This is a genomic window from Desmospora profundinema, from assembly GCF_031454155.1.
GTDB lineage: Bacteria > Bacillota > Bacilli > Thermoactinomycetales > DSM-45169 > Desmospora > Desmospora profundinema.
This window is the reverse complement of record NZ_JAVDQG010000008.1, coordinates 1-23,455: the sequence shown is the minus strand read 5'-3', so window position 1 is coordinate 23,455 and position 23,455 is coordinate 1. Positions and strand designations below refer to the sequence as shown.

Sequence of the window (23,455 nt, the reverse complement as noted above, 5' to 3'; positions counted from 1 at the left end):
TGATCCACCCGTCGATGTATAAGCCGATTCATTCACTGGAAAAATATGAGCAATCCCATCGGGTAGGAGGTTGGAACATGAACGAGACATTCGCCATTGTTTACCAGTTGGAACCCACTCCTTCACTTAAGCGATTTGCCGAGGGTATCCAACATGTGATGGAATCCAACGGTTATCGGCTGGGTGACGAAAGGGATCCCCACATACAGTTGGTGTTTAACATGGTGGATCCCCGCCACCCCAGACACTTTCGGCGAAAAGGGAAAGGGACCTTTGTAATCACGGTGGCGGAAAACCACCAACCAGTGGATGACACTTTCCGTTCGGCCTATCCGGTATTGATTCAATCACTGGGGAACATGATGATTTTTTTGGACCGGTACACCAATCCGGAAAAAACATTCTTCATCACGCTGGAACAGGGCTGTTATCCCCTTGCCTCCCATGAAGGGGATTCGACTTATTACCAAGATGTATTTAAGCGAATCCGCCCGCTCGCCTCCTCTCAATTGGTCATCGACAATACGTTCCATCCTGATCTACCGGAGGATTTGCGGGAAGGCGACACCGTCACCAACGAGTTGATCCAGTCGGGAAAAAAATTGGACGGGATGAATTTGCTCCCCACCCCTTTCCCCATCGAGGAATTGCTTCCCGATAAAGCCTATCGGCATGTTCAACGCCTTTACGGCATTGGAGGCCTCAGTTACGGAAACTTAAGTGCCCGCCGGGAAGAGAGTCAATTCTGGATGAGTGCCAGGGGAGTAAACAAAGCCCAGTTGCAACAGATTGGACGGGATATTCTCTTGATCAAGGGATACGATCCCGACAATCTCTCCATGGAGATCAGCGTACCGGCAGATATTGAACCCAAACGAGCCTCGGTGGATGCGATCGAACACTGGATGATCTATACGGAGCACCCGGAGGTCGGAGCGATCGTCCATATCCATGCCTGGATGGAGGGGATTCCTTCGACGGAAATCAACTATCCCTGTGGGACGGTTCAACTGGCGGAAGCGGTCGCCCAAAAAATCAGGGAAGCAGAAGACCCCTCCCGTGCGGTGATCGGGCTGAAAAACCACGGACTCACCATTACCGGAAGGGATCTCAACGACATTTTTGAACGGATTCAAGGAAAAATCATTCCCCAAGTTCCCATGACATGAGAGGTCCTGACTCATGAACCGACGAACGGTGTTAATCACCGGAGCATCCAGCGGAATCGGAAAAGCGATCGCACGCGAACTGGTCGCTAAAGGGGATTTCCCCATTCTGGTTGCGCGGGATGATTCCAAGTTACAGAACTTGAAACAAGAATTAGGGGCGGGAAGTGCCTTTGCCTGCGATGTCACCAAAGAGGAAGACGTCCATCGGCTCGTCCGGCGGGTCATCCAGACGTACGGGGGACTGGATGTATTGATCAACAATGCCGGTTACGGCCGGTTCGGCGGATCCATGGACATCCCCATCGCCGATTATGCCGGGATGGCCGAAACCAATTATCTGGGAACAGTCCGGATGACCCAGGCGTTTCTCCCGCATTTGCTTTCCCGAAACGGACGGATCATCAATATCGCCTCGATCGCGGGATTGACGGGCATCCCAAACTTGGCGGCATATTGTGCTTCCAAGTTTGCCATCATGGGCTATTCCGAATCCCTTCAGTTGGAGTTTTCACCGCGGATTCGCGTGGGGGTGTTATGCCCGGGGCCGGTCCAGACCCCTTTTTTTCAGGGAGAGGATCCGTCATCCCTCTTTCCTCCCCTGATATCGGGACAACTGCTGGATACGGAGACCGTAGCGCGGCACGCCGTCCGTCTGATCGAGCGGCCCCGGGTTCATGTGATTCCCTTCGGGATGCGCTGGGCCATGCGATTTCGTCGTTTCTGTCCCGGACTCTATGGATGGATGTTAAAGCGAATCTATGATTCGTTTGGACAAAAGAAACCGGCTGCCGTCAACCACGAAGAAAGGGTCCCCTGATCATGCACCAGTTCATCGTCAACCCGTTATCCGGGAACGGGCGGGGAATACGTGTCTGGTCCCGAATTAAAACCATTTTGGAGCAACGCTCCATCCCCCACCAGGTGGCATTCACCCAAGGAAACAAACATGCGACGGAACTGGCCCGCTCCGTGTCCACCCGTCCCGACATCAAGGCGGTGGTGGCTGTCGGGGGGGACGGCACCGTACACGAAGTGGGGAACGGACTGGTGGGGTCGGATAAACCCTTGGGTTATATCCAGGCCGGGTCGGGCAACGATTTTGCCATCGCCCAAGGCATTCCTACCGATCCGCTGCAAGCATTCGACCGGGTGCTGCAACACCGGGTTCGCCGAATCGATACCGCCAAACTGCACGAACGCTTCCTGATCGGGTTTTCCGGAATCGGATTCGATGGATTGGTGGCGGAAACCGTCAACCTCTCCTCCGCCAAACGGTGGCTGGGAAAGATGGTTTATCCCTATGCCGCACTTCAGACCTGGGTCAAGTTCCGGCCTGCCCACGCCACCCTCACCATCGATGGAGAGATGTACTCGTTTCCCGACTTATGGTTGATTGCCGTCACCAACATCCCCAATTACGGAGGAGGCATGCTGGTCTGCCCTGAAGCGGATGACCAAGACGGTTCACTGGACATCTGTTGTGTAAGCCGGCTTTCCCACGGGCGATTTTTAAAAGTGTTCCCTTCCGTTTTCAAAGGGAAGCATGCCCGTCATCCCAGCATCACGATGAAACGGGGGAAAACGATCACTATTCAAACGGATCCACCTTTAACCGTTCATGCCGACGGAGAAGTGATCGGCCAAACTCCCCTGTCCATTCAGATACAGCCCCAATCCTTATCGATTCTGTGAAAGAAGCGATCCTGTCCTCGCCTGAAGACATGGATCGCTTCGTTTCTTTTAGAACACCCCTGGATGGTCAATCCACATCGTAGTCACTGATTAACCATTCAAATAACAGAGAACACAAATGGCGAAACGAGTTTGCTAACCATTGCATGGTCCTGTCACTCCTGTAATCGTGGTCTCCCTATTTTTTATCAAAGAGTCCATAACCATTCATACTCAGGCGAGACGGATACCGCCTAGAACTGTCTGGTGATCCGTCAGACACAAGCCGGTTCCATAGCCCCGCCCACCCCTGCCGTGCTATACTGAAATGTAGTGTTTTTCCGGTGTAGGCCAGCTATGAACCGGAAACGAAATGACTGGAACGTGCACCGGTGAAAGGGAGGGGAAACCATGTCATTCGACGGCATCGTCGTCCGTGCAGTCACCAAAGAACTGCAGGATACCTTGACAGGCGGACGAATTGCCAAAATATATCAACCATCGGAGTGGGAACTGGTTTTTCACATTCGAGCAAAAGGAGACAACCACCGGTTGCAGCTCTCCGCCCACCCCGCCTATCCCCGGCTCCACCTGACGGAAAAAACGGCGGACAATCCCCTTTCGCCACCGATGTTTTGCATGCTGGTACGGAAACACCTGGAGGGGAGCGTGATTCAATCCCTGTCCCAGGTGGCCCTGGAACGAATCGTCCACCTGGATGTCAAAACCCGAAACGAGTTGGGGGATGAGGTCGTACGACGCCTTGTGGTGGAAATCATGGGGAGACACAGCAACCTGATCCTGCTGGATCCCGCTTCTGGAAAAATCCTGGACGGCATCCGCCGGGTGGGGGTTGGAGTCAGCCGCCATCGGCAAGTGATTCCCGGAGCCGTCTACCAGCCGCCGCCGGAACAGGACAAACGGAACCCCCTGGATACCGATCGGGAGTCGTTTCTCCGATCGATCCAATGGAATGAAGGGCGTTTGGATAAACAGCTGGTACGCCATTATTTCGGATTGGGTCCGCAAATCGCCCGGGAGATCGTGCACCGCGGCGGAATCGGCGACCGGGAACAGCTGTGGGAAGCCTTTTCCCAAGTGATGACCGCCATCCGGGAGCATCGTTATGAGCCTACCCTCGTCCACGGAAAAAAACCGGCCTTCGCCGCTCTCCCCCTTACCCACCTCGCGGGGGAGCGGGAGTCCTTCGACTCCATCAGCCGGTGCCTGGAGACGTTTTTTCACGGCAAGGCGGAACGGGACCGGGTGCGCCAGCAAAATCATGACCTCATCCGACGTTTGAAAAACACCGTCGATAAAAACGAAAACAAACTGAAAAAACTGGAGAAAGAATATCTCTCCACCGAACGAGCCGATGATTACCGCACCCAGGGAGAGCTGGTTACCGCCCATATGCACCAGATCCGCCGGGGCGATACAAAGCTGAAAGCGATTAATTACTACGATCCCGACGCACCCGAGGTCACCATTGACCTGGAGCCGCGGCTCAACCCGTCGGAGAATGCGCAACGCTACTTTAAGCTGTACAACAAGGCAAAATCCGCCCGCAAATGGATCCGGGAACAACAGGAAAAAGCGCGGCAGGAATCGGCTTATCTGGAATCCGTGCTGGTCCAGCTGGAAAACGCCTCTTCCGCCGAAGTGGAAGAGATCAAGGAAGAGCTGGTGGAACAAGGGTTCCTCAAAGCCGCCCCCGCCCGCAAAAAGAAAAAGAACCCGTCTCGTCCGAAGCCCGCTTCTTACCGTTCTTCCGAGGGAATCCCCATTCTGGTGGGTCGCAACAACAAGCAAAACGACGCCCTCACCCACCGGATGGCCACCCCCACGGATACCTGGCTCCATACCAAAGAGATCCCCGGCTCTCACGTCGTGATTCGCGCCAGACACTTCGGTGAAGAAACCCTGAAGGAAGCCGCTCTTCTGGCTGCGTACCACAGCAAAGCCCGGGAGTCCAGCCAAGTGCCGGTGGATTACACCCTGATCAAACATGTCAAGAAACCCTCCGGCTCCCCGCCCGGTTTTGTCATCTATGAAGAGCAGAAAACCCTGTTCGTCACTCCGGAGGAGCAGGCGATCCGTAAGCTGGAGGTGGAGGATTAACGAAAACCCATCCCGAAAAAGGATGGGTTTTCGTTAATCCTCCACCAACTCTTCCGCCGCCATGACCAACCGAAACGGGATCAGCTCCCGCTCGCTGCCGTTTTGCAGGACCAGCCACTGTTCCACGGCGTCGATCCGGGTCACGAAGCCAAGATGTTTTTTGGACCCCCATTTGCCGGCAATGGTCAGCAGGATCGGCTCTTCTTCCCGGTATGATCGCTCGATCAACCGCCCCATCTCCACTAACGCATCCTCGCTTAAGACCGGCGGCTCATATCGTTCTTGTTCCCGCCGGGCCTCCCCCAGCGCCTCTGCGTGCTCGGGCAGCGTCATCCGATGTCCTTCCCACATCTTGTTTCCGCGCTCCAGCGCTTTCATCGCCATCACCTCAGGAACAGGATACCCGAACAAACGTTCCTTATCCACCGGAAAATGTTTCCCGCCGTCCCTTCCTCCCCCATTGTGAACTCACCCTGTCCCTCTAACTTTCCCTCCCTTATACTGAAAAAGGGGTGAAAAGAACATTCCTCCAAGCCCAAACATCATGAACAGGGGTCGAACATATGGGGCTTACACAATGGAAAGTGGATGTAGACGGTGAAAAACGCATCGTCCAACTGCAGCACAAAGGAAAGAAAGGAACCGTACAGGTGGACGGAGACCCTGTGATGGAGTGGAAGATCCCCCGCCTGGAATCGAGTCATCATCTCACCCGGATCGGAAGCCGGCTTTTGGGAATCCACCTTTACGAAGACTTACGGGAAGCGGCAGGTTGGCGCTATGACTGTTCTCTCGACGGTCTATCCGTCGTCACCCAAAACAGCGTCTGGATCCGGGAAAGTACCCCTTATAATGGGGGCTACAGACGGTGGGACATCGATCTTTGCGGACAGCGGATCCAAATCGGCATGCGTCACAAAGTGATGACCGGCTCCATTCTGCTGGAACTAAACAGGGATCCGGTGACCAATCTGACGATGGACATCCGTTCCGACGAGGGGGATGCTTTTCTCCCGATGTGTGGTCATCGTGTCGGCATCCACATCCGGGAAACCGAGGACTTTTCCTTTCGTTATGATTGTTCCGTAGACGGCCGCTCGGTAACCACCGGGCAAATGATCGCGCCTGCCCGCCTCCTGGCCAATGAAGGCGGATTCGCTTGGATGGGGAAAGTGGACGAAACCTCCCACCTGTTTCGGTTTGAACACCGTCCTTTTCGCAGCCGGGCCACCCTGTGGGTGGATGGAAAAGAAGCAGGCTCTACCGGCCCGTTTTGGGAGGATCGAAAGGAGAGCTGGTATTCCTTTCGCTGGTCCGGTCACCATGTGATGGTGCAGGTGCGGGAAATGCGGGATTTTGAGTATGAATACCTGCTGGTGCTGGACGGGCGATCGCTGATCACGGGAGAATCCGTGCAACCGCCGGAAATAACGGAACCAGAGATAACGGAAGTGGAAGCGGAGAGTACCCATGATGCGTGGGATCTGGAGCTGACAGACGGTCCCCACCGGGTGGAGGTGGACGGAACCTTCACACAGCGCATACGCGTCGACGGCGTCGAAGTGGCGAAAACGTCGCTGTGGGACTTAGGCGACAGCTGGCATCCCTTTGCCATCGGCAAACATTCGTGCGCAGTCCTGTTCCAGCCTGGAACATTTACGCACCGGGCCCACTTGTTTGTCGACGGCACCAACGCAGCCACCGGTGAAGACATGCTCCCCCTAAAGGTGATTCCCGCCGGCGGACGACCCAAGTGGTGGATGTTCCGTACGCCCCAAGGAGTCCGACGGGTGGAGCTTCACCACCAGTGGTGGTGGCTGGGAGGAGTCTGCCAAATCCGTGTGGACGGGGAGCCCGTTTTAAAAAAACGGCGATGGAACCCGGAAGCCACCTTTCACTTTTATGTGGATGGCCTTTCCTGTCAGATGCAGATCGAGTACGATCCAGCGGACAACCAGTACGATTACCACCTGTGGGTAGATGGTAACAGAATCGAAACGGGAAAAGTGGTTCCAGCTGAGCAGGAAGAAAAAAGTCCTCAGCCGCCTGCTGCTCCCTCCTGGAGAAAACGCTTGCGGTCGGCAGTGGGGATTTATCTCTTCGGAGTAGCAGCGCTTTACGTCCTACACTCTCTCGCCCGATGGCTGGGATGGGCCGAGCCCCGAGAGTTGCTGTGGTACTTTACTCTGCCTCTCATTTCTGTCTTCACCTATTTACTCCATGGTTCCAAAGCGGAAAAATGGGTGTACGCTGTGATGATCATCGCAGTGGCGGGTTTCGGGATATACTTTTGGATAACGGATTAGGGAAGGACCCGAAACGCGGCGGAAAAAGTGTTGAAAAGCAAGGCCGAGACGCTTCACCACTTGCTGTAGGACCTGGGAGTGAACCTATTTAAAAGCAGGGATTTCCTTTTTCAATGAAGGAAGTTCGGTCGCTTGCTTATGATAGCTCAAGGAGAGACCACGTCTCCTGTAAGCGAAACGGCGTTGTTCCAGCATACTGTTGTATAGCCATCGACACATGCCTAGGCTCCACTCGACTTTTTCAGTATCCCTTCATAGATACCATCAGGTATCGGCTTGAAAAAACCCAGACCGATTGGTCTGGGCTTCTTTGTGCTGTCTCTATTAAAATCCGTCCACTCCGATTTCCCGCACCCGTTTTTTGTCCCGACACACTTCCACATGTTTGCGGAGAACATCCATCAACTGATCCGCATCAGGGACGGCTTCCATTAGGACATTGGGGGCGCTTTGATCCGAGGTGATGAGGAGAATGTTGCCTTTGGAAAAAATCCGATAAAGGAACGGCTTTTCCAGACTCATATCCCGCACCCGATACAGCTCCACCACTTCCGTCCGTTTAGACAAGATCCCTTCCGTAATCCGGAGCCGCTCGGTCGTCAACTGATAACGGGTGGACTTCAGCTTGATCGCCGTCCAAATCGCGACAAAAATCGGCACTAGCAACCAACAGAATAACAGACACAAGAGATAAGTCCCCAACTTGGCCACATGGGACGTGGTCCCTTCCCACAGCGTTTCTTCCTTCATGCCGTTCGCTCCTTCCATGGCGCTTCTTACCATTTTCCACTGTATCATTTCCCGGGAAAACGTCAAGAGAAGCCTGTCTGAAAGGAAGGATGGAACCGTCCCGTTACCCAACCCCTTCACTTTATACCCGTCGTCGAAATTCCTTTGATGAAATGACGTTGAAACAAGATAAATACAATAATCACGGGCACGGTCATAAACATGGCGCCGGCGAGAATGCTGTTCCAGAACGCGTCATACTCGCCGTACAACGTGTTGAGGCCGACGGGCAAGGTATACATATCATCGGTGCTGGCCAACAGGTTGGGCCACATAAAGCTGTTCCAGTTTCCCATAAAGATGAAGATGGTCTGGGCTGCCAGCGCAGGTTTGGCCAGGGGCATCACAATCCGCCAAAACGTCCCCCAACGGCTGAGACCGTCGAGAAAGGCCGCCTCTTCCAGCTCCCGTGGGACCGACAGGAAAAACTGACGCATGAGAAAGATCCCGAAGCTCTGCACCAAAAACGGTACCGTCAGCCCGGCATAGGAATTGATCCAATCCAGATTGGACAAGAGGATGTACATCGGAACCAGGATCACCTGGCCCGGCACCATCATCACCGCCAGAATGGTGACAAACAACACCGTCCGGCCGGGAAAATCGATCCGTGCCAGGGCGTACCCCGCCATCGAATTAAAAACGAGGTTGCCGACCGTGACAATTACCGCCACTACGATACTGTTTAAGAACCAACGGGCAAAGGGATATTGATCGCTCAAAATGATGTGGACATAGTTGGCGATGGTGAGATCCGATAACGGTACCCACAACCGGTTGATGTCCGGCGTCGTTTTGAAAGTGGTGTAGATGGACCACAGGAAGGGGCCCAGTGTGAGGCAAGCATATCCCACCACCACGATGTAGAATAAAATCCGCAATAGGCGGTTCCACATGGGGGAACCCCTCCTTTACATCCGTGTCTCTTCACCGAAAAATCTGCGCTGAACCAGAGTGAGGACGAGTATGACGGCAAACAGGAAAAAGGCGATCGCCGATGCGTAACCCATTTCAAAATCCTTAAATGCTACATTGTACAGGTACAACACCACCGTCAAAGTGGAATCCAACGGTCCGCCTTCTCCCTTGGAGATGACGTACATCTGATCAAACACCTGGAAGGTGCCGATGATCGACATCACCACGATAAAGAAGGTGGTCGGCTTTAAGAGCGGCAGTGTAATGTGCCAAAACTGCCGGAACGGACCCGCCCCGTCCACCTCCGCCGCTTCATAGAGGTCGGATGGAATATCCTGCAGACCGGCCAGGTAAATCACCATGAATTGGCCCACCGTAGTCCACACGGCCATCAACATGATCGAAGGCAACGCAAAATCGATATCCAGCATCCAACTGCGCCCCTCCACCCCGAAGAAAGACAGAAGCGCGTTCACCAGCCCATCCCGTTTGAATAAAAACAGGAACATGACAGATACGGCGACGGTAGAGGTGACCGTAGGCAGGAAATAAGCGACCCGGAAAAAGGTCTTCCCCCGGATGCGGCTGTTGACGATCAAGGCCAGCAGCAAGGCGATGCTCACTTGAACCGGCACCACTCCCAGGGAATAAAAAGAGGTGTTCTTCAATGCCGTATGAAAGCGTTCATCTTGCAACAAGCGCATGTAGTTATCCCATCCGACAAATTGGGACAAGTCGGGGTTGAGAAATGTAAACTGCTGAAAGCTGAGATAAAAGGCGTAAAGGATCGGACCGATTAAGAAGACAGACAGGGAAGCGATCACCGGCAAGGTGAACAGATAGCCCATGACGGGATCACTGGTCCACCTTGTTTTCTTTCCCGGCGATGGCGGCTGCATCCGGGACAGGGGAGCCGGTTGCGGTTTTCTGGGGTGGTCCATGTCCATATACCGAGCCTCCTTTCAAGGGCGGAAGGGAGCACGGCGGCTCCCTCCCTTATCTTTCGGTCATTCCACCCGTTCCTGTGCCTTCTTAAGGGCATTTTCCACGGATTTTTCCTGTTTCAGCACCACCGATTCCGCCGCTTTGCTGGCCTCGTCGGCAAACTTATTGCCGTAATCGCCGTATTGAAAGGGCTCTGCATACGCGGCCCCTTTCACAAACGCTTCCCGTTCCGGATACTCTTCGATAAACTTTTCGCCCATCGATTTACGGGAAGGCAGGGCCAGTCCGCTGTCCACCACGTATGTCTGCCCTTCGTCACTGGTGAGGAATTCAATCAGTTGAAAAGCGGCCTCTTTGTTTTTACTGTTTTTCGACATCACGTACGCCACCGTGAAGGCCAGGTTGGAGTTTTCCATCCCTTCCTCCTTGACGGGAAGTTCGACGATGCCGTATTCCAGGTCCGGCGCTTTTTCCTTCAGGAAGGGGATCATCCAGCCCCCTTCATACACCATCGCTGCTTTTTCTTCGGCGAAGGCGTCACCGGCCCACTCCACCCCCAGATCATTCGGGACACCGGTGGACTGATCTTCCAGGAAGAGAGAGGTGAAGAACGTTAATGCCTCCACGTTTTCTTTCCGATCCAGTGTCGCCTTCCCGTCTTCATCCAGCACGGCTCCGCCGTTCTGGTAGACAAACGGTTGATAGCGGGCCAGCTCGGGGTTAATGGCAAATCCTTTCCTTCCGTCTTTGGTCAGCTTTTTGGCCGCATCCCGCAACTCTTCCCAGGTGGTGGGAGGCTCCAATCCTTCTTTTTCAAACATCTGTTTATTGTAGAAGAGGGCCAGGGTGTTGTAATCCTTGGGCAAACCGTAAATCGAATCGTTCTTGGTGTAAGCTTCGATCAACGCATCTTCAAAATCGGAAGGATCCAGGCCGCTTGCTTGGATGTATTCGTCCAGCGGCTCCAACACGTCCAGGTTGACCAAATCCGGCGCCGGCATACTGTCGAGATAAAACACATCGGGCTCCCGTTTGGCGCCGATCAAGGTTTGCATCTCTTTCAGATAATCGTCGGTGATGGCTTGGATGCGGACTTGAATGCCCGGGTTCTTCTCTTCAAACGCTTGGATCTGCTCCTCCAGGATCTTTCGTTCCGCCGGACTGGACAACTGTGCGCCGATGCGGATCTCATCGCTCCCTCCATCGGCACCGGAACCGCCTCCGCATGCGGACATCAGCAATGACAGGATGGAGACAACCGCCAGTAAATAAACCAACCGTGTACGCCTCATGGAACTCATCCTCTCTTATATATGGGTATCCCTCTCTTTTGAGAGAGCGGGATTCTGAGGTTTTTAGGGCGCGTCTGAACAATCCGTAGCACGAGCCCCGGGTCGGTATGGCTGTCTTCGTTTCGTTGCAAAAAGCGCAAAGGCTCTCCGCCAGCCATACCGACCCTCCCTTTTACTTACCGAAGATAGAATTACCAGACAGGCCCTAACCCATTTCCACCGGCCATCCGGTCGTGTTTCGTTCCACCTGGGCATGGACGACACCGTGAGAGCGGACCAGACGAAGATCGATGTGTCCGGATCCCACTCGCAGGTTTCTGACGTGCAGCCATGACAGATCGGGAGGAAGGGACGGCCGAAGCTCGATTCGACCCCGTTCGGGATCCGGGTTCAACCCGGTCATCACCTGCAGCAGGACGAAAGCCGTTCCCGCCGCCCATGCTTGGGGTGAACACGCCACCGGATACGGGACGGGCTCCCCTTCTTCGCGGCCGTATCCGCAAAAGAGTTCCGGCAGCCGATGTCCCTCAAATTGCGCCGCCGTATCGATCAATCCTTGCATCAGCGTTTCCGCTTCGCGATCAAAGCCGGATTCCTTTAAACCCAGCAGGATGAGAGAATTGTCATGGGGCCAGACAGACCCGTTATGGTAACTCATCGGGTTATAGGAACGGGCTTTTCGGCTCATGGTGCGGATCCCCCATCCGGAGAAAAGGTCCGGAGCAAGAAGCCGACGGGCTACCGAGGCCGCCTGCTCCTCACCCAGGATGCCACCGATCAGGCAATGTCCGGGGTTGGACGTGACGGACCCTACTTGGCGGTCCTCTTTGTCCAGCGCCAAAGCCGGAAACGATTCATCCGCCATCCAAAAGTCACGCTGAAAGCGCTCCTGAAGCGCATCAGACTGTTGAATCAGCCTATCCGCCCAGTCATCCTCCCCCAGCCGGCGGAAAAGAGACGACCAGATCCGCTGTGCCTGGTATACGTATCCCTGCACCTCAACCAGTGCGATCGGCGCTTCCGCCAAGGTGTGATCGCGGTGGACAACGGAATCGGCGGAATCCTTCCAGCCCTGGTTTCCGATTCCCTTTTCCGATTTGCGCTGGTAAACCGTGTAACCCCGTCCGTCGGGATCGCCGTACTCCTCGATCCAGCGAAACGCTTTTTTGGCGGCGTCCGCGTATTCCTGCACAAACGCCTCATCCCCGGTCCACCGGTAGACCTCCCCGATCAGAAGCAGGAAGAGGGGAGTGGCGTCCACCGTGCCGTAGTAGGGGGTGAAAGGAATCTGACCGGTTGCGGCCAACTCGCCATAGCGGATTTCGTGGAGGATCTTTCCCGGTTCCTCATCCCGCCACCCATCCACCTTTTCTCCCTGGTGGCGGGCCATCGTGCGGATGGTGGCCTTAGCCCACTCCGGCTGCACCGCCACACTCTGCCAAGCCGCGATCAGACTGTCCCGGCCAAAGGGGACGGCATACCAGGGAAGCCCGGCCACCGGGAAGGGACCATCCCCTACATCCGTAAGAAGCATCCGCATGTCCGCCAACCCGCGCCGGTACATCTCATTAAAGTCAGAACTATCCGAATCTACTTGCGGATATTGGCGAATCCATTCTTCCTCTGCCTGGCGCACCGTGTGGAAGGTGCCTTCCGGCGGGACGACTTTCATCGTTTTCTCGCCCGCGGCCGGCACGTAGGTCAGCTTCACCTCCTGCTCCTCACCAGGTGCAAGGGAGAGAGGAATCATCAACCTCCCGTCTTCCCAGGACCGACCCGCCGGTTCCGCCTTCACTTCCAGGGACCGGGTGACGTCATCGGCTCCATGATAGGAGAAACGAAGACCTGCGCCGGTCCTTTGAACCGACTGCTTCTCACCCACTTTCCCATCCTGGTAGCCGCGCACGATAAACATGTCGGCAAAGTCAGCATCCATCCGCACGATCAAGTGGGTCTCCAACGGGTTGCGATCCAGATTGGCAAAGCGGAATTGTTCTACCAACACCCCGTCATGGAGCCAGCATTGCCGCTCAATCTCCAAGGACTCACGCCAAAAAGAGACCGTCCCTTCCTGCTCCACGCTTTGGTTGGTGTATCGGTACACACTATGGGCACCGTCGGCTTTGGCGTGGAGAGGGATGATTCCCACCCCGTCCAACTCCCACTCCAACTTGCTTAAAAAACGGGTATCCCGGTAATACAAACCCAGTCCCTGCTGGTTGTTCTCGGGTAAATGGCCCCAGTCGTCGCTGTAAAAAAAGTGATTGCCTTCTTTGATGACTTGTGTCAAGCGGATTCCCTCCACATTCTCCGAAAACGTTCACGGAAACGTTTTCGGTCAGATCGAAAAAAATTAAGTACTTTCCCGAATCAACAATTCCGGCTCCAACACCACCGATTTTCCTTGTTCCCCTTCCAGCATGCCGACAATCACATCCACGGCCTGTGTGCCAAACCGATACCGCGGCTGGTGAACCGTGCTGAGCATCGGTGTCACATAATGAGCCAGATCAATGTCGTCAAATCCGATCACACTCACATCCTGCGGCACTTTTTTTCCCATTCCTTCCAGTTCCCTCATCGCCCCGACCGCCATTAAATCGCTGGCACAGAAAAAAGCGGTCAGATCGGGATCTTTCTCCAACAAGTGACACACACCCTCCCGGCCGGAAGCATCATCAAAATCTCCGTAAAACACCCACTCCCCCTTCAATCCGGCTTCCTCCATCGCATGTTGGTAACCCAGCAAGCGCTCTTCACTGACGAAGGCTTCGCGATGACCGTTGATAAAGCCGATGCGGCGGTGGCCGGAACGGATCAAATACTCCACGGCCTGCTGCGCCCCTTTGCGGTTGTCCAAGGTGATGTGACTGCATGTTTTCCCCAGCAGCGGCACATCGATCAGTACACAGGGAATGGCGGAGTCCAACACCTCCTGGAGGTATGGATCCTTGGTCCGGACTCCCGACAGGATCACACCGTCCAATTGACGACGATGACACAGTTCCATATAGGGAACCATGTGCTGCTCGTCAGGACTGGTAGTGGCCAGGATCAGATCATAACCCAAAGCCATCGCGCGATCATTCACGCCGGAGATGACATCGAACAAGAAATGATGGCCGGTGCGCGACCGTGTCATCTCAGAGATGATGAGACCGATGGTTTTGGATTGTTTCATCACCAGGCTGCGGGCGATCCCGCTGGGTCGATAATTCATCTCTTCGGCGATTTGGAGCACCCGTTTTCGGGTTTCAGGGTGGATATCCCGATAGCCGTTCATGGCACGGGACACCGTCGTGATGGACACCCCTGCCTGTTTGGCGATGTCCTTGATGGTAACGGTCATGCGCGAACCTCCCGAAAACGTTTTCAGAACCATACTACCCAAAGAAACAAAAGGTTGTCAATAAGAAAACGCTTTCTTTCAAAAAAAGAGCCAACCGAGACATTTCCTGCAGAGAAGGGCATTTGCAAAAAAATGCAATCAATCTATTTCTATTTGAGAGATCCCTGATATATAATAATGTTAGCTGATGAAACCGCTTGCATTATTTACATAGAGCCATTTTTGCGCATTTTACAACCTTTTAAATGGAAGCGCTTTCTCCCCTTTTCCCTATCCATATCACCCACGGACCTCATCAGCTCCATCTGATTTAAAGGAGGAACCGTTCATGTTTCACTGGAAACGCCTCTCCCTGACCGCCCTCGCCGCCCTGCTGGTCTTGACCCTGCTCATCCCCCTCCAGGCGGAACAACCGGCCGAAGCTCATCACACGGGGACCAACGGCACGATGTTTCAGTACTTTGAATGGCACTTGGTCAATGACGGAAACCACTGGAATCGCCTGGGTCAAGATGCTGCTTCGCTCAAACAAAAGGGCATCACCGCCGTCTGGATCCCTCCCGCCTACAAGGCGATGCGGCAGGACGATGTGGGCTACGCCACCTATGATTTATATGATCTGGGGGAATTCAACCAGAAAGGCACCGTCCGTACCAAGTACGGAACCAAGGGAGAGCTGCTGTCCGCCATCGGTCAGCTGCGCGGCCAGGGTATCCAGGTGTATGGCGACGTGGTCCTGAATCACAAGCTGGGGGCTGACGCTACCGAAACGGTAATGGCCGTGGAAGTAAACCCGTCTAACCGCAACCAGGAAATCTCCGGTGACACCCGTATCCAGGCGTGGACTCGGTTTGATTTTCCCGGCCGGGGAAACACCTATTCCGATTTCAAATGGCGTTGGTACCACTTTGACGGAGTGGATTGGGATCAGTCCCGTCAGCGGAACGCCATCTACAAATTCCGAGATGAAAAGAGATGGGATTGGGAGGTGGACACCGAGAACGGCAACTACGACTATCTGCTGGGAGCCGATGTGGACATGGAACATCCCGAAGTGCGGCGGGAACTGAAAAATTGGGGAACCTGGTTCGTCAACACCGCCCCATTGGACGGATTCCGTCTGGATGCCGTCAAGCACATCCAGTTTTCCTATCTGGGCGAATGGCTGCGGGATGTGCGCTCCTCCACCGGCAAAGAGTTGTTTGCGGTGGGCGAGTATTGGAAAAACGATCGGGGCGCACTCGAAAACTACCTGAACAAAACAGGCTGGTCGATGTCCCTGTTTGACGTGCCCCTTCATTATAACCTCTATGAAGCTTCCAAGGCCGGCGGTCATTATGATATGCGCCGGATCTTAGACGGCACCCTGGTCCAGACTCATCCCATTCATGCCGTCACCTTCGTCGATAACCATGACACCCAACCGGGAGAATCGTTGGAATCCACCGTGCAGGAGTGGTTTAAGCCCCATGCCTACGCCCTTATCCTCACCCGGGAGTCTGGTTATCCCAGTGTGTTCTACGGGGATTATTACGGCACGCGCGACGGCGGGATCCCGGCGATGAGAGGAGCCATCGACCCCTTGTTGGAAGCACGGAAAACCTATGCCTACGGCAAACAGCACGATTACCTGGACCATCCCGACATCATCGGATGGACCCGGGAGGGGGGTGCCGATCATCCCAAATCCGGATTGGCCACCATCATGAGCGACGGTACAGGCGGTTCCAAGTGGATGTATGTGGGTCGTTCCCGCGCCGGTCAAACCTGGGTGGATCTGACCCGCAACCGCTCCAACCGAGTTACGATCAATGCCGACGGCTGGGGCGAGTTTCCCGTTAACAGCGGATCGGTTTCCGTCTATATCCAAGAGTGATCAACCAAAAAACAGCTGCCGATATACCAATCCGGCAGCTGTTTTTTGATGAAAGAAATATCATGCCTCTTGATGAAGATATCACTTGTTGACCAGAATCTTCCCCACCGGCTCCGACCAAGAGAAAGGCTCCCGCTCCAGTCCCTCTTTCAGCCGAAGGCGAAAGCGATCCCACCGGACCTTCCCTTCCCATTCCCCAGGCGGAAAAAAGGCCACCTCCTGGGTCTCCGGAGAAGGAGAAGGCTGGCCGGAGATGACACGGGCACGAAAGCCGATGGCCACATTGCCCACTTCCAGGTTTTGATACACCCCGGAAACCCCTGCCACCTCCACTTCCAAACCGGTCTCTTCCCGGATCTCCCGCTTCACAGCTACATCCAAAGCTTCCCCTTCCTCCACTTGCCCACCCGGCGGTTCCCAGGTTTCCCCCCGCCAGAAGGTGCGTACCAGCAGCAGTTCACCCTGATCATTGGTGACCACTCCAAACACGGAAATGATGTGGCGGGGAACCCCTCCCCGCAAGGGCGTAAGGGACTCGTGTCTCAATTGCATCCCTTTTTCCCGTAGCCATTCCGCCCGGGTCTGCTTCCGCTCTTCCATAAACCGCCTGAGCGCCCGCCATTCCCCCTGACGCCAGGTTTCATCATCAGGGTATTGCCACCACTCCACCACTTCCCCGCGATTGCGGCTCAGCCATCTCCCCACACACCGTCCGCCAAACCGGGTGTACAGGGGCACCCACACCCGCTGTAACTCCCGGTCACAGACGGCTACTGCCCCGGTGGGCAATCGATAGGTCCGCCGGATGCCGATCATGTGATTTCCCCCCTTTTTTCCTCTCCGATGGAGGAACACTCCTCTTCATTATGGAAGAACGTTACCGTCGAGCCAAGGGGGGAGTTCCTCCTCTTCTTTACGCATTTAGATGAAGGAGATTGGCTTGGGGGTAAAGAGGAAACCAATCGTCAACCGGTCACCAGGGGTCTAAGAAAAGGAGTGACACCATGAAGAAAAAAGAGCGTCCACCCGTCGCACTGATCACGGGTTCTTCCAGCGGCATCGGCTTTTACACCGCTCTCTCGTTGGCCCGCTCCCATTTTCATGTGATCGCCACCATGCGGGAACCGGACAGAGGACGAGCCCTGACCGAAGAAGCCAAAAGCTTGGGCCTGTTGGAACGCCTGGAAGTGAAGGCTTTGGATGTACGAGACGAAGAACGAATTCGGTCGGTCGTCGATGGTACAGCAGAGGAACACGGACAGATCGATATCTTGGTCAACAACGCCGGCTATGCAGTGTTTGGACCCGTAGAGGAAACCCCGCTGACCAGTTGGCGGGACCTGTTCGAGACCAACCTTTTCGGAACGGTCTCCATGGTACAAGCCGTCCTCCCCCATATGCGCAAGCGGCGAATGGGGAAAATCATCAACATCAGCAGCGGTGCCGGGCTGATCGGCTTTCCGCACATCGGAGCATACAGCGCCACCAAGTTTGCCATGGAAGGATACAGTGAATCCCTCCGGCTGGAACTGTTGTCCTTCAACATTTTTGTCAGTCTGGTGGAACCCGGATTCTACCGCACCGGCATCGCCAAGAGACGCGTGGTCCACCGGAAAGACGACTCTCCCTACCGCTCCATGCTTTACCCCTACCAATCCTATCTGGATCGACTGGAAGCCAAAGCCGGGGACCCGCGGAACGTGGCCGAGACCATCCGCCGGATCGCCCGCTCCAGCCGTCCCCGCCTGCGCTATGCCTTGGGACGGAATGTCAAAACACTGGCCGGATTGAAACGTTTGCCCTGGGGGTGGGTAGAGGCGGGAATCCGATCCCTGATCAAAAAGTGATCGACCAGAAAGGAAGGAGTCACCCTCATGGAGCCAGACGAATCCATCCGTTTCCGTCCGACCCAAGAATCTGATTTACCCTGGGTCCTGGAGGCGGAAAAAAACGAAGAAAACGCCCCAACCATCATCTGCTGGACCCACGAGCAACACCAACATACGTTGAATGATCCGGACAAACGGCACTGGATCGTGGAAGAACGCCACGCGGGATCCATGGTAGGGTTCCTCATACTGGCCGGCTTGGACAGCCCCCATGAAAGCATCGAACTGTTGCGATCGTCATCACAAGTAAGCAGAACGGTTATGGCAAACGCGCCCTTCGTCAGATTCAGCGTGATGTGTTTGAAGAACAGAAGGCCCACCGATTATGGCTGGATGTAAAAGAACACAACCAACGCACCCGCCATGTCTATCAATCCCTCGACTTCGTCGAGGAAGGGGTGCTGCGTGAATGCTGGAAAAACGGTAACCAGCGGGAGTCGCTGGTGTTGATGTCCCAGTTGCGGCCGGAGTATCTGGCAAACAAAGCAGAGGAGATCCCGGCCCCTTTGAAACCGAAACGTTGACTCTATTTCGGAACCGGAAGGGAGTACGCAAAAAACCCCTTGTGAAAAAGGGGTTTTTTGCTTGGTATCTTTGACTATGCAGAAGGCGGATTTAGCGTAGCGGTGCCCACTATACACAATGAAACCAGCCTACGTCGAGGCCGGTAAATCTTTGTTTTCGCTTTTGATTCCCGAACGACGGGATCAAAAGGAACGACGCAACCAACGTCCGGGACGTCCTCTCTTTTGATCGTGATGTTTATGCAAAGAGAAATGTGATGGAACGGTGTATCACAGGGAGATGGATGTTGGCGAACAGGGCGAACGGCACCCATCTGCTCACGGCACTGTTCCAAGAGCGGAATGATCTGCTAACTAAATAATTGGGAGTGCCGTGCTCCGTATCTCGTCAATCGTAATACCCACGATTCTTGCCTCTTTGAAACGTGGCGATAAACCAACTGTTACCGAATTCGTCTTTCACACCTGCGCTTCTTTCCCCATATGGCATATCTGCCGGCTCATACAATGAGGTAGCCCCCGCCTTTAATGCACGTCTGTAACATTCATCCGTATCTCTGACAAAGACATGTAAGCCATTTTGATGGCTGGACGATGCTTCATTTGCATCGAAGACTTCAATGATCCCATGACCGATCCGTATCTCAGCATGACCGATCCTTCCTGTTTCATCAATTGAACGGTTCAGCGTTTCCGCATCAAATACCTCGCACAAAAAAGCGATCAACCGAGTTGCACCATTCACAATGAGGGCCGGCGTCACAGAAGCATAACCCTGAGGAGTCCATTCATTCTCCATTTTTTCTCTCCTCCTTGTAGACATCTATCTCCATGGTACACTATAAAAAAATGTATTGTAAATATTTCTCACTTGAACATAAAAGCACTATCCTATGCGTACCGCACGAAATTACTCTGGCTAGGGCGTGTCTGAACAATCCGTAGCGCGAGATCTCAGGGCGGTATGGCTGTCTTCGTTTCGTTGCAAAAAGCGCATAGCGAGACCAAGGAACAATAGTGACCCGGGCGAGACTTGTGCTCTGTGAGTGCAAAGGCGAACCAAAAGCCATACCCGCCCCCCTTCTACTCACGGAAAATTAAATTACCAGACAGGATCTAATCACCTCTGCTATTACAAAAAAACGCCGTTTTGCCGAAGGGTAAACTCTGACAAAACGACGGATTATCGCGTTCTACAAAAGTGCTTTTTTCTTAAATGAAATCCTTGTCATATTGATCAATCCATATTCCCTTTTGCAAGTGGTAAGCCTTTAATGCATCGTGTTCATGAAGGATCGTTGTGATAGGAAAGTTTGCTCCTCCATGTTCCATAAAAAGCGCACGGAACCATTCGAAGAGATATTCCTTTGAATACTGATCTAACTCAAAGATTAGATCGAAATCATTCTCGTACTTTAGGCTATTGAAAGTTAAATACCCAAAATCTAAATCACTAAACTCGGTACTTTCTAAGAGTTCACCATGCGCATTTTCCTCTAATTCTTCACCATTATCATTGTATATTTTTGGATAAAAGCCGAATGTTCCTGAGTGGCCTTCGAACTCTAATTTCAGATACTTTGTTTCCGGATGAAATGGATACTGAAACATTCGTTTTATTTCGTTAACCGTACTTTTCATTTCAGCATCAATGTTGTTTCTGATAGACCTCTTATGACATTCCGTTATCACCTTTCTCTTACCTCCCAACATTGCCTCCCCAAATCGGACGGCCACCAGTATGTGTGTTTTTCGTATGCACCTTATGTTGCACTATACTGACCCCGTAAGACCCCAGACACATGTTAAGTTAGAACAAAGGGGATGAAAGGGGTCGTTTTTATGGGACGGAGAAAGTGGAGTGCGGAAAAGAAGATGGAAATTGTGTTGGAAGGGATGGCTCCAGAGGCAAATATATCAGAGGTATGCCGACGGCATCACATCGCTCAACCCCAATACTATCGGTGGCGGGAAGCCTTTTTAGAAGGGGGACGTTCGGCTCTTCGTACGACTCCTTCCCAGCGAGAAAAGCAACTGGAAGAAGAGTTGAAGGAGGCCAAATCGTTGCTGGGAGAAAAAGAAATGCAGATTGAGATCTTGCGAAAAAAGGCCGATTGGGGCCGGAGGTAAGCACACGAGAGCTGGTGCAGACACTGGCTCACGAAGGGTATTCGGTCCCCACGATTACCTCAGCCCTTCGTTTAAATCGAACCTATGGATATGCCCTTCTGAAAAAAACTTCATCTTCCAAGTCGAGGCCAAGTGATACCCGGTTGCGTGAAGCCATTCGTACGTTATGTGGACGATTTCCCACCTATGGATATCGCCGAATCCGAGTCTGGTTAAAAAAAGAGTACGGTTACCAGGTAAACCACAAACGGATTCTTCGGTTGATGAAAGAGATGGGGCTGACGGTGTGTTCCCTTCGATATCAAGCCAAACGGAAAAAACGTCGAGGATCGATATCGGTTCAGCGCTCCAACGAGCATCTTCAAGTGGATATGACGAAGATTTGGTGTGGAAAAGACGGCTGGGGGTATTTGTTTGCCGTTATTGATGAGTATGACAAAGAGATCGTGGATTACTCTTTTTCCCGTTTTTGTCGCACCACGGAGTTGTTGCAAGCGGTGAATCAAGCGCTTCATACTCGCTTTCCTGACGGTGTGTATGGACAAGGGTTGACGATTCGAAGTGATAACGGCTGCCAAATGACCAGTCGTCGGTTCGTCCAAGCGATGAAAGCAGCTGGGATTCGGCACGAACGTATGGGATACAACAACCATGATGGGGATGCCTATATCGAACGCTGGTTTCGAACGTTGAAAGAAGAAAGTGTCTGGTTACAGGAGTATGACTCCTTTGCCCAAGCCCAGCAAGATCTGGACGACTTTATTGCTTTTTACAACCACGAAAGACCACATTCTGCCTTACGTTATCGCTCACCTGTAGGATTTCGCCAATCTCTTACTTCAACTGCGGCTTAATTGTCTGGACTTATGGGGGGCATTACGCTAGTCCTCATCTGTATACTATTTGTCCAAGAATCCTTGCAATGTCTGACTGATATACAATGATTTTTTAATACCATTACCTTCAAGGACTTCTGAAAGATCATCATCCCTCCGTCTTAAAAAACTTCTGATGTCTCCTTACTATCTTTTGGATAAAAAAGCAGAATCCATTTAATGTTGTATCAAAAGCAAATGGAACAACTACACCATATGCTTTATACTCTTCTCTCCCTCTAAAAAACGTATCCATTCCTTCTAAAAAATGGCCTGGTCCATAAAATTCATCTATACTATATGGTACACCTTCAACATCAACCCAGGCTACATCTTCTGGATCCTCATATTGTTTAAACCACTCAACAAAGTCCTGTGGTAACGTAACTCCCAATTGATCTTCAAGTTCAAAGAGGTTGATCAAATTTTACCCATTTCACAGTAAACCCCCTATCTTTCTTTTTGACTACCCCATATTTCACACCAAACAGTATGCCTTACTGGTCCATATCGTTGAATTATTAAGTATCAAATAAAATCCCCCGAAACGGGGGCAAAAGTATGAGCAACATCACAAATCGACTTTTTCGGAATCCCATACCTCTATAAATTCATATCCAACCAACGAACTTGACGTTACTCTTTCTTTGAACTCGTCTGAAACAAAAGCTTCAGATTGAACCCGGTCATCCAAATAAATTTTAAACATATGTTGACCAATAATTTTCTCTTGTAAAAAAGAGCACTTTTTAAACCCAGCTCTAAGTCCTGATTTCATCACTTTAACTATTGAATTATTGTAATCAATAGCATCAACTGCATTTAACACATGAATTGCAAAGTATTTATGTTCCGGATGGTTTAATGGTAATGCTTCAACTTTATCTTCAATTAAGTCATAGACAACATTTAATGCTTCTTCTGAGAAAACAGGGGCACTTCCTTTGCCCCAAAAATGAGGAAAATCGCTTTTATACCCTTCACCCCCTTCAGTTAGAGTATAAACCTCTACATTCCCCCATACATCTTTTATCGAATTGGGTTTCTTGATGTTCCTGAAATATTTGTCATAATCATGATCAAAATTGACTAGTTGAAGACTTTCAAACCCCACATCTAGTTTGCTTTGTAGTAACCAAACTTTCATGGATAACACCTCTGACAGTTGTTAATTTAGTTGCAAAGAACCGTCTAGAAGTTCCTTTCTTATCTGATTTAGTTCATCAATTATATCTTCACGTGTACCACCCTCTTCTTGTAATTTATCTAATCTATTATTAACTTTCCTCACATAACTTTCCTCACATAACTTTCCCCATGATTCCCTCTGTGCAACGCTTCATCTCCTACATATTTACTTCCCTTGTATGGCAGAAATACACCATTTACCGCCGATTCAGTTTCTATTCCATATTCTCTTAATATCCTTTGAGCCGGTACTGCTCTAGGGTCATCCCAGGGAACAATATGATGAGCCGCATTGGGATAAGGAGGACACCAGCAGCTTTTAGAACCTATTTCAAAAATATTTCGATAGATGTTAAGATGTGAATATGATGAGTACACGACATGACTTAACGCCAGAACAGTGGGACCGGATC

24 protein-coding genes are annotated in these 23,455 nt (G+C 52.4%); 10 read left to right on the top strand and 14 right to left on the bottom strand.

What is annotated here, in order from left to right:
* The first annotated feature begins 77 nt into the window (after positions 1 to 77).
* The 4 genes from JOE21_RS15300 (at position 78) to JOE21_RS15285 (ending at position 4,961) form a co-directional block, all read left to right on the top strand.
* Positions 78 to 1,169, top strand: coding sequence for a class II aldolase/adducin family protein (locus JOE21_RS15300; protein WP_309868088.1), 1,092 nt, complete (start codon positions 78 to 80; stop codon positions 1,167 to 1,169).
* Positions 1,170 to 1,182: 13 nt separating this feature from the next.
* Positions 1,183 to 1,986: an SDR family NAD(P)-dependent oxidoreductase gene (locus JOE21_RS15295; RefSeq protein ID WP_309868085.1), complete on the top strand. Its 804-nt coding sequence runs from the start codon at positions 1,183 to 1,185 to the stop codon at positions 1,984 to 1,986.
* A 2-nt stretch (positions 1,987 to 1,988) separates the two neighbouring features.
* Positions 1,989 to 2,861 carry a diacylglycerol/lipid kinase family protein gene (locus JOE21_RS15290; protein ID WP_309868082.1) on the top strand — a complete coding sequence of 291 codons (873 nt, stop codon included), beginning with the start codon at positions 1,989 to 1,991 and terminating at the stop codon, positions 2,859 to 2,861.
* Positions 2,862 to 3,251: 390 nt separating this feature from the next.
* Complete coding sequence (locus JOE21_RS15285; protein ID WP_309868079.1) at positions 3,252 to 4,961, top strand: Rqc2 family fibronectin-binding protein; 1,710 nt, start codon at positions 3,252 to 3,254, stop codon at positions 4,959 to 4,961.
* A gap of 33 nt (positions 4,962 to 4,994) precedes the next feature.
* Here the strand turns inward: JOE21_RS15285 and JOE21_RS15280 are convergent, their stop codons facing one another.
* Positions 4,995 to 5,387: a YolD-like family protein gene (locus tag JOE21_RS15280; RefSeq protein WP_309868076.1), complete on the bottom strand. Its 393-nt coding sequence runs from the start codon at positions 5,385 to 5,387 to the stop codon at positions 4,995 to 4,997.
* A gap of 137 nt (positions 5,388 to 5,524) precedes the next feature.
* Here JOE21_RS15280 and JOE21_RS15275 point away from each other — a divergent pair, with 137 nt between their 5' ends.
* On the top strand, positions 5,525 to 7,267 hold the full coding sequence (locus JOE21_RS15275) for a hypothetical protein (RefSeq protein WP_309868073.1): 1,743 nt from the start codon (positions 5,525 to 5,527) through the stop codon (positions 7,265 to 7,267).
* An 84-nt stretch (positions 7,268 to 7,351) separates the two neighbouring features.
* Here JOE21_RS15275 and JOE21_RS17820 read toward each other — a convergent pair whose 3' ends face one another.
* The 7 genes from JOE21_RS17820 to JOE21_RS15245 all read right to left on the bottom strand — a co-directional run bounded on the left by JOE21_RS17820 (position 7,352) and on the right by JOE21_RS15245 (position 14,560).
* Complete coding sequence (locus JOE21_RS17820) at positions 7,352 to 7,486, bottom strand: hypothetical protein (protein ID WP_374709391.1); 135 nt, start codon at positions 7,484 to 7,486, stop codon at positions 7,352 to 7,354.
* A 105-nt stretch (positions 7,487 to 7,591) separates the two neighbouring features.
* Positions 7,592 to 8,017 carry a PH domain-containing protein gene (locus tag JOE21_RS15270; protein WP_309868071.1) on the bottom strand — a complete coding sequence of 142 codons (426 nt, stop codon included), beginning with the start codon at positions 8,015 to 8,017 and terminating at the stop codon, positions 7,592 to 7,594.
* A gap of 116 nt (positions 8,018 to 8,133) precedes the next feature.
* Entirely contained in the window at positions 8,134 to 8,952 is an 819-nt protein-coding gene (locus JOE21_RS15265) for a carbohydrate ABC transporter permease (protein ID WP_309868068.1), read from the bottom strand.
* A gap of 15 nt (positions 8,953 to 8,967) precedes the next feature.
* A complete protein-coding gene (locus JOE21_RS15260) occupies positions 8,968 to 9,921 on the bottom strand; it encodes a carbohydrate ABC transporter permease (protein ID WP_309868066.1) in 954 nt (317 codons plus the stop codon).
* 60 nt (positions 9,922 to 9,981) lie between these two features.
* Positions 9,982 to 11,211, bottom strand: a complete 1,230-nt coding sequence (locus JOE21_RS15255) for an ABC transporter substrate-binding protein (RefSeq protein WP_309868064.1) — start codon at positions 11,209 to 11,211, stop codon at positions 9,982 to 9,984.
* Between the two features lie 205 nt (positions 11,212 to 11,416).
* Positions 11,417 to 13,501: an amylo-alpha-1,6-glucosidase gene (locus tag JOE21_RS15250; protein WP_309868062.1), complete on the bottom strand. Its 2,085-nt coding sequence runs from the start codon at positions 13,499 to 13,501 to the stop codon at positions 11,417 to 11,419.
* 63 nt (positions 13,502 to 13,564) lie between these two features.
* Positions 13,565 to 14,560: a LacI family DNA-binding transcriptional regulator gene (locus JOE21_RS15245; RefSeq protein WP_309868059.1), complete on the bottom strand. Its 996-nt coding sequence runs from the start codon at positions 14,558 to 14,560 to the stop codon at positions 13,565 to 13,567.
* Positions 14,561 to 14,888: 328 nt separating this feature from the next.
* Here JOE21_RS15245 and amyS point away from each other — a divergent pair, with 328 nt between their 5' ends.
* A complete protein-coding gene (gene amyS / locus JOE21_RS15240) occupies positions 14,889 to 16,436 on the top strand; it encodes an alpha-amylase (protein WP_309868056.1) in 1,548 nt (515 codons plus the stop codon).
* A gap of 81 nt (positions 16,437 to 16,517) precedes the next feature.
* Here amyS and JOE21_RS15235 read toward each other — a convergent pair whose 3' ends face one another.
* Positions 16,518 to 17,252, bottom strand: a complete 735-nt coding sequence (locus tag JOE21_RS15235; protein ID WP_309868053.1) for an NUDIX hydrolase — start codon at positions 17,250 to 17,252, stop codon at positions 16,518 to 16,520.
* A 188-nt stretch (positions 17,253 to 17,440) separates the two neighbouring features.
* Between JOE21_RS15235 and JOE21_RS15230 the strand changes: the two genes are divergently transcribed.
* Complete coding sequence (locus JOE21_RS15230) at positions 17,441 to 18,283, top strand: SDR family NAD(P)-dependent oxidoreductase (RefSeq protein ID WP_309868050.1); 843 nt, start codon at positions 17,441 to 17,443, stop codon at positions 18,281 to 18,283.
* A 338-nt stretch (positions 18,284 to 18,621) separates the two neighbouring features.
* The gene (locus tag JOE21_RS15225; RefSeq protein WP_309868048.1) at positions 18,622 to 18,849 is read left to right on the top strand and encodes a GNAT family N-acetyltransferase; all 228 of its coding nucleotides are present in this window, start codon (positions 18,622 to 18,624) and stop codon (positions 18,847 to 18,849) included.
* A gap of 388 nt (positions 18,850 to 19,237) precedes the next feature.
* Here the strand turns inward: JOE21_RS15225 and JOE21_RS15220 are convergent, their stop codons facing one another.
* Both JOE21_RS15220 and JOE21_RS15215 read right to left on the bottom strand, forming a co-directional pair.
* Positions 19,238 to 19,648: a VOC family protein gene (locus tag JOE21_RS15220; RefSeq protein ID WP_309868046.1), complete on the bottom strand. Its 411-nt coding sequence runs from the start codon at positions 19,646 to 19,648 to the stop codon at positions 19,238 to 19,240.
* Between the two features lie 413 nt (positions 19,649 to 20,061).
* Positions 20,062 to 20,541, bottom strand: coding sequence for a hypothetical protein (locus JOE21_RS15215; protein ID WP_309868045.1), 480 nt, complete (start codon positions 20,539 to 20,541; stop codon positions 20,062 to 20,064).
* Positions 20,542 to 20,691: 150 nt separating this feature from the next.
* Between JOE21_RS15215 and JOE21_RS15210 the strand changes: the two genes are divergently transcribed.
* Together JOE21_RS15210 and JOE21_RS15205 are read left to right on the top strand one after the other, a co-directional pair.
* Positions 20,692 to 20,979, top strand: a complete 288-nt coding sequence (locus tag JOE21_RS15210) for a transposase (protein ID WP_309868042.1) — start codon at positions 20,692 to 20,694, stop codon at positions 20,977 to 20,979.
* A 14-nt stretch (positions 20,980 to 20,993) separates the two neighbouring features.
* Positions 20,994 to 21,833 carry an IS3 family transposase gene (locus tag JOE21_RS15205; protein WP_309868285.1) on the top strand — a complete coding sequence of 280 codons (840 nt, stop codon included), beginning with the start codon at positions 20,994 to 20,996 and terminating at the stop codon, positions 21,831 to 21,833.
* 130 nt (positions 21,834 to 21,963) lie between these two features.
* Here JOE21_RS15205 and JOE21_RS15200 read toward each other — a convergent pair whose 3' ends face one another.
* The 3 genes from JOE21_RS15200 to JOE21_RS15190 all read right to left on the bottom strand — a co-directional run.
* Positions 21,964 to 22,278 (bottom strand): SMI1/KNR4 family protein, encoded by a 315-nt coding sequence (locus tag JOE21_RS15200; RefSeq protein WP_309868040.1) that lies wholly within the window; start codon positions 22,276 to 22,278, stop codon positions 21,964 to 21,966.
* A 147-nt stretch (positions 22,279 to 22,425) separates the two neighbouring features.
* Positions 22,426 to 23,001: an imm11 family protein gene (locus JOE21_RS15195; protein WP_309868038.1), complete on the bottom strand. Its 576-nt coding sequence runs from the start codon at positions 22,999 to 23,001 to the stop codon at positions 22,426 to 22,428.
* A 140-nt stretch (positions 23,002 to 23,141) separates the two neighbouring features.
* The coding region (locus tag JOE21_RS15190) for an AHH domain-containing protein (RefSeq protein ID WP_309868034.1) at positions 23,142 to 23,455 on the bottom strand (314 nt) is incomplete at its 5' end.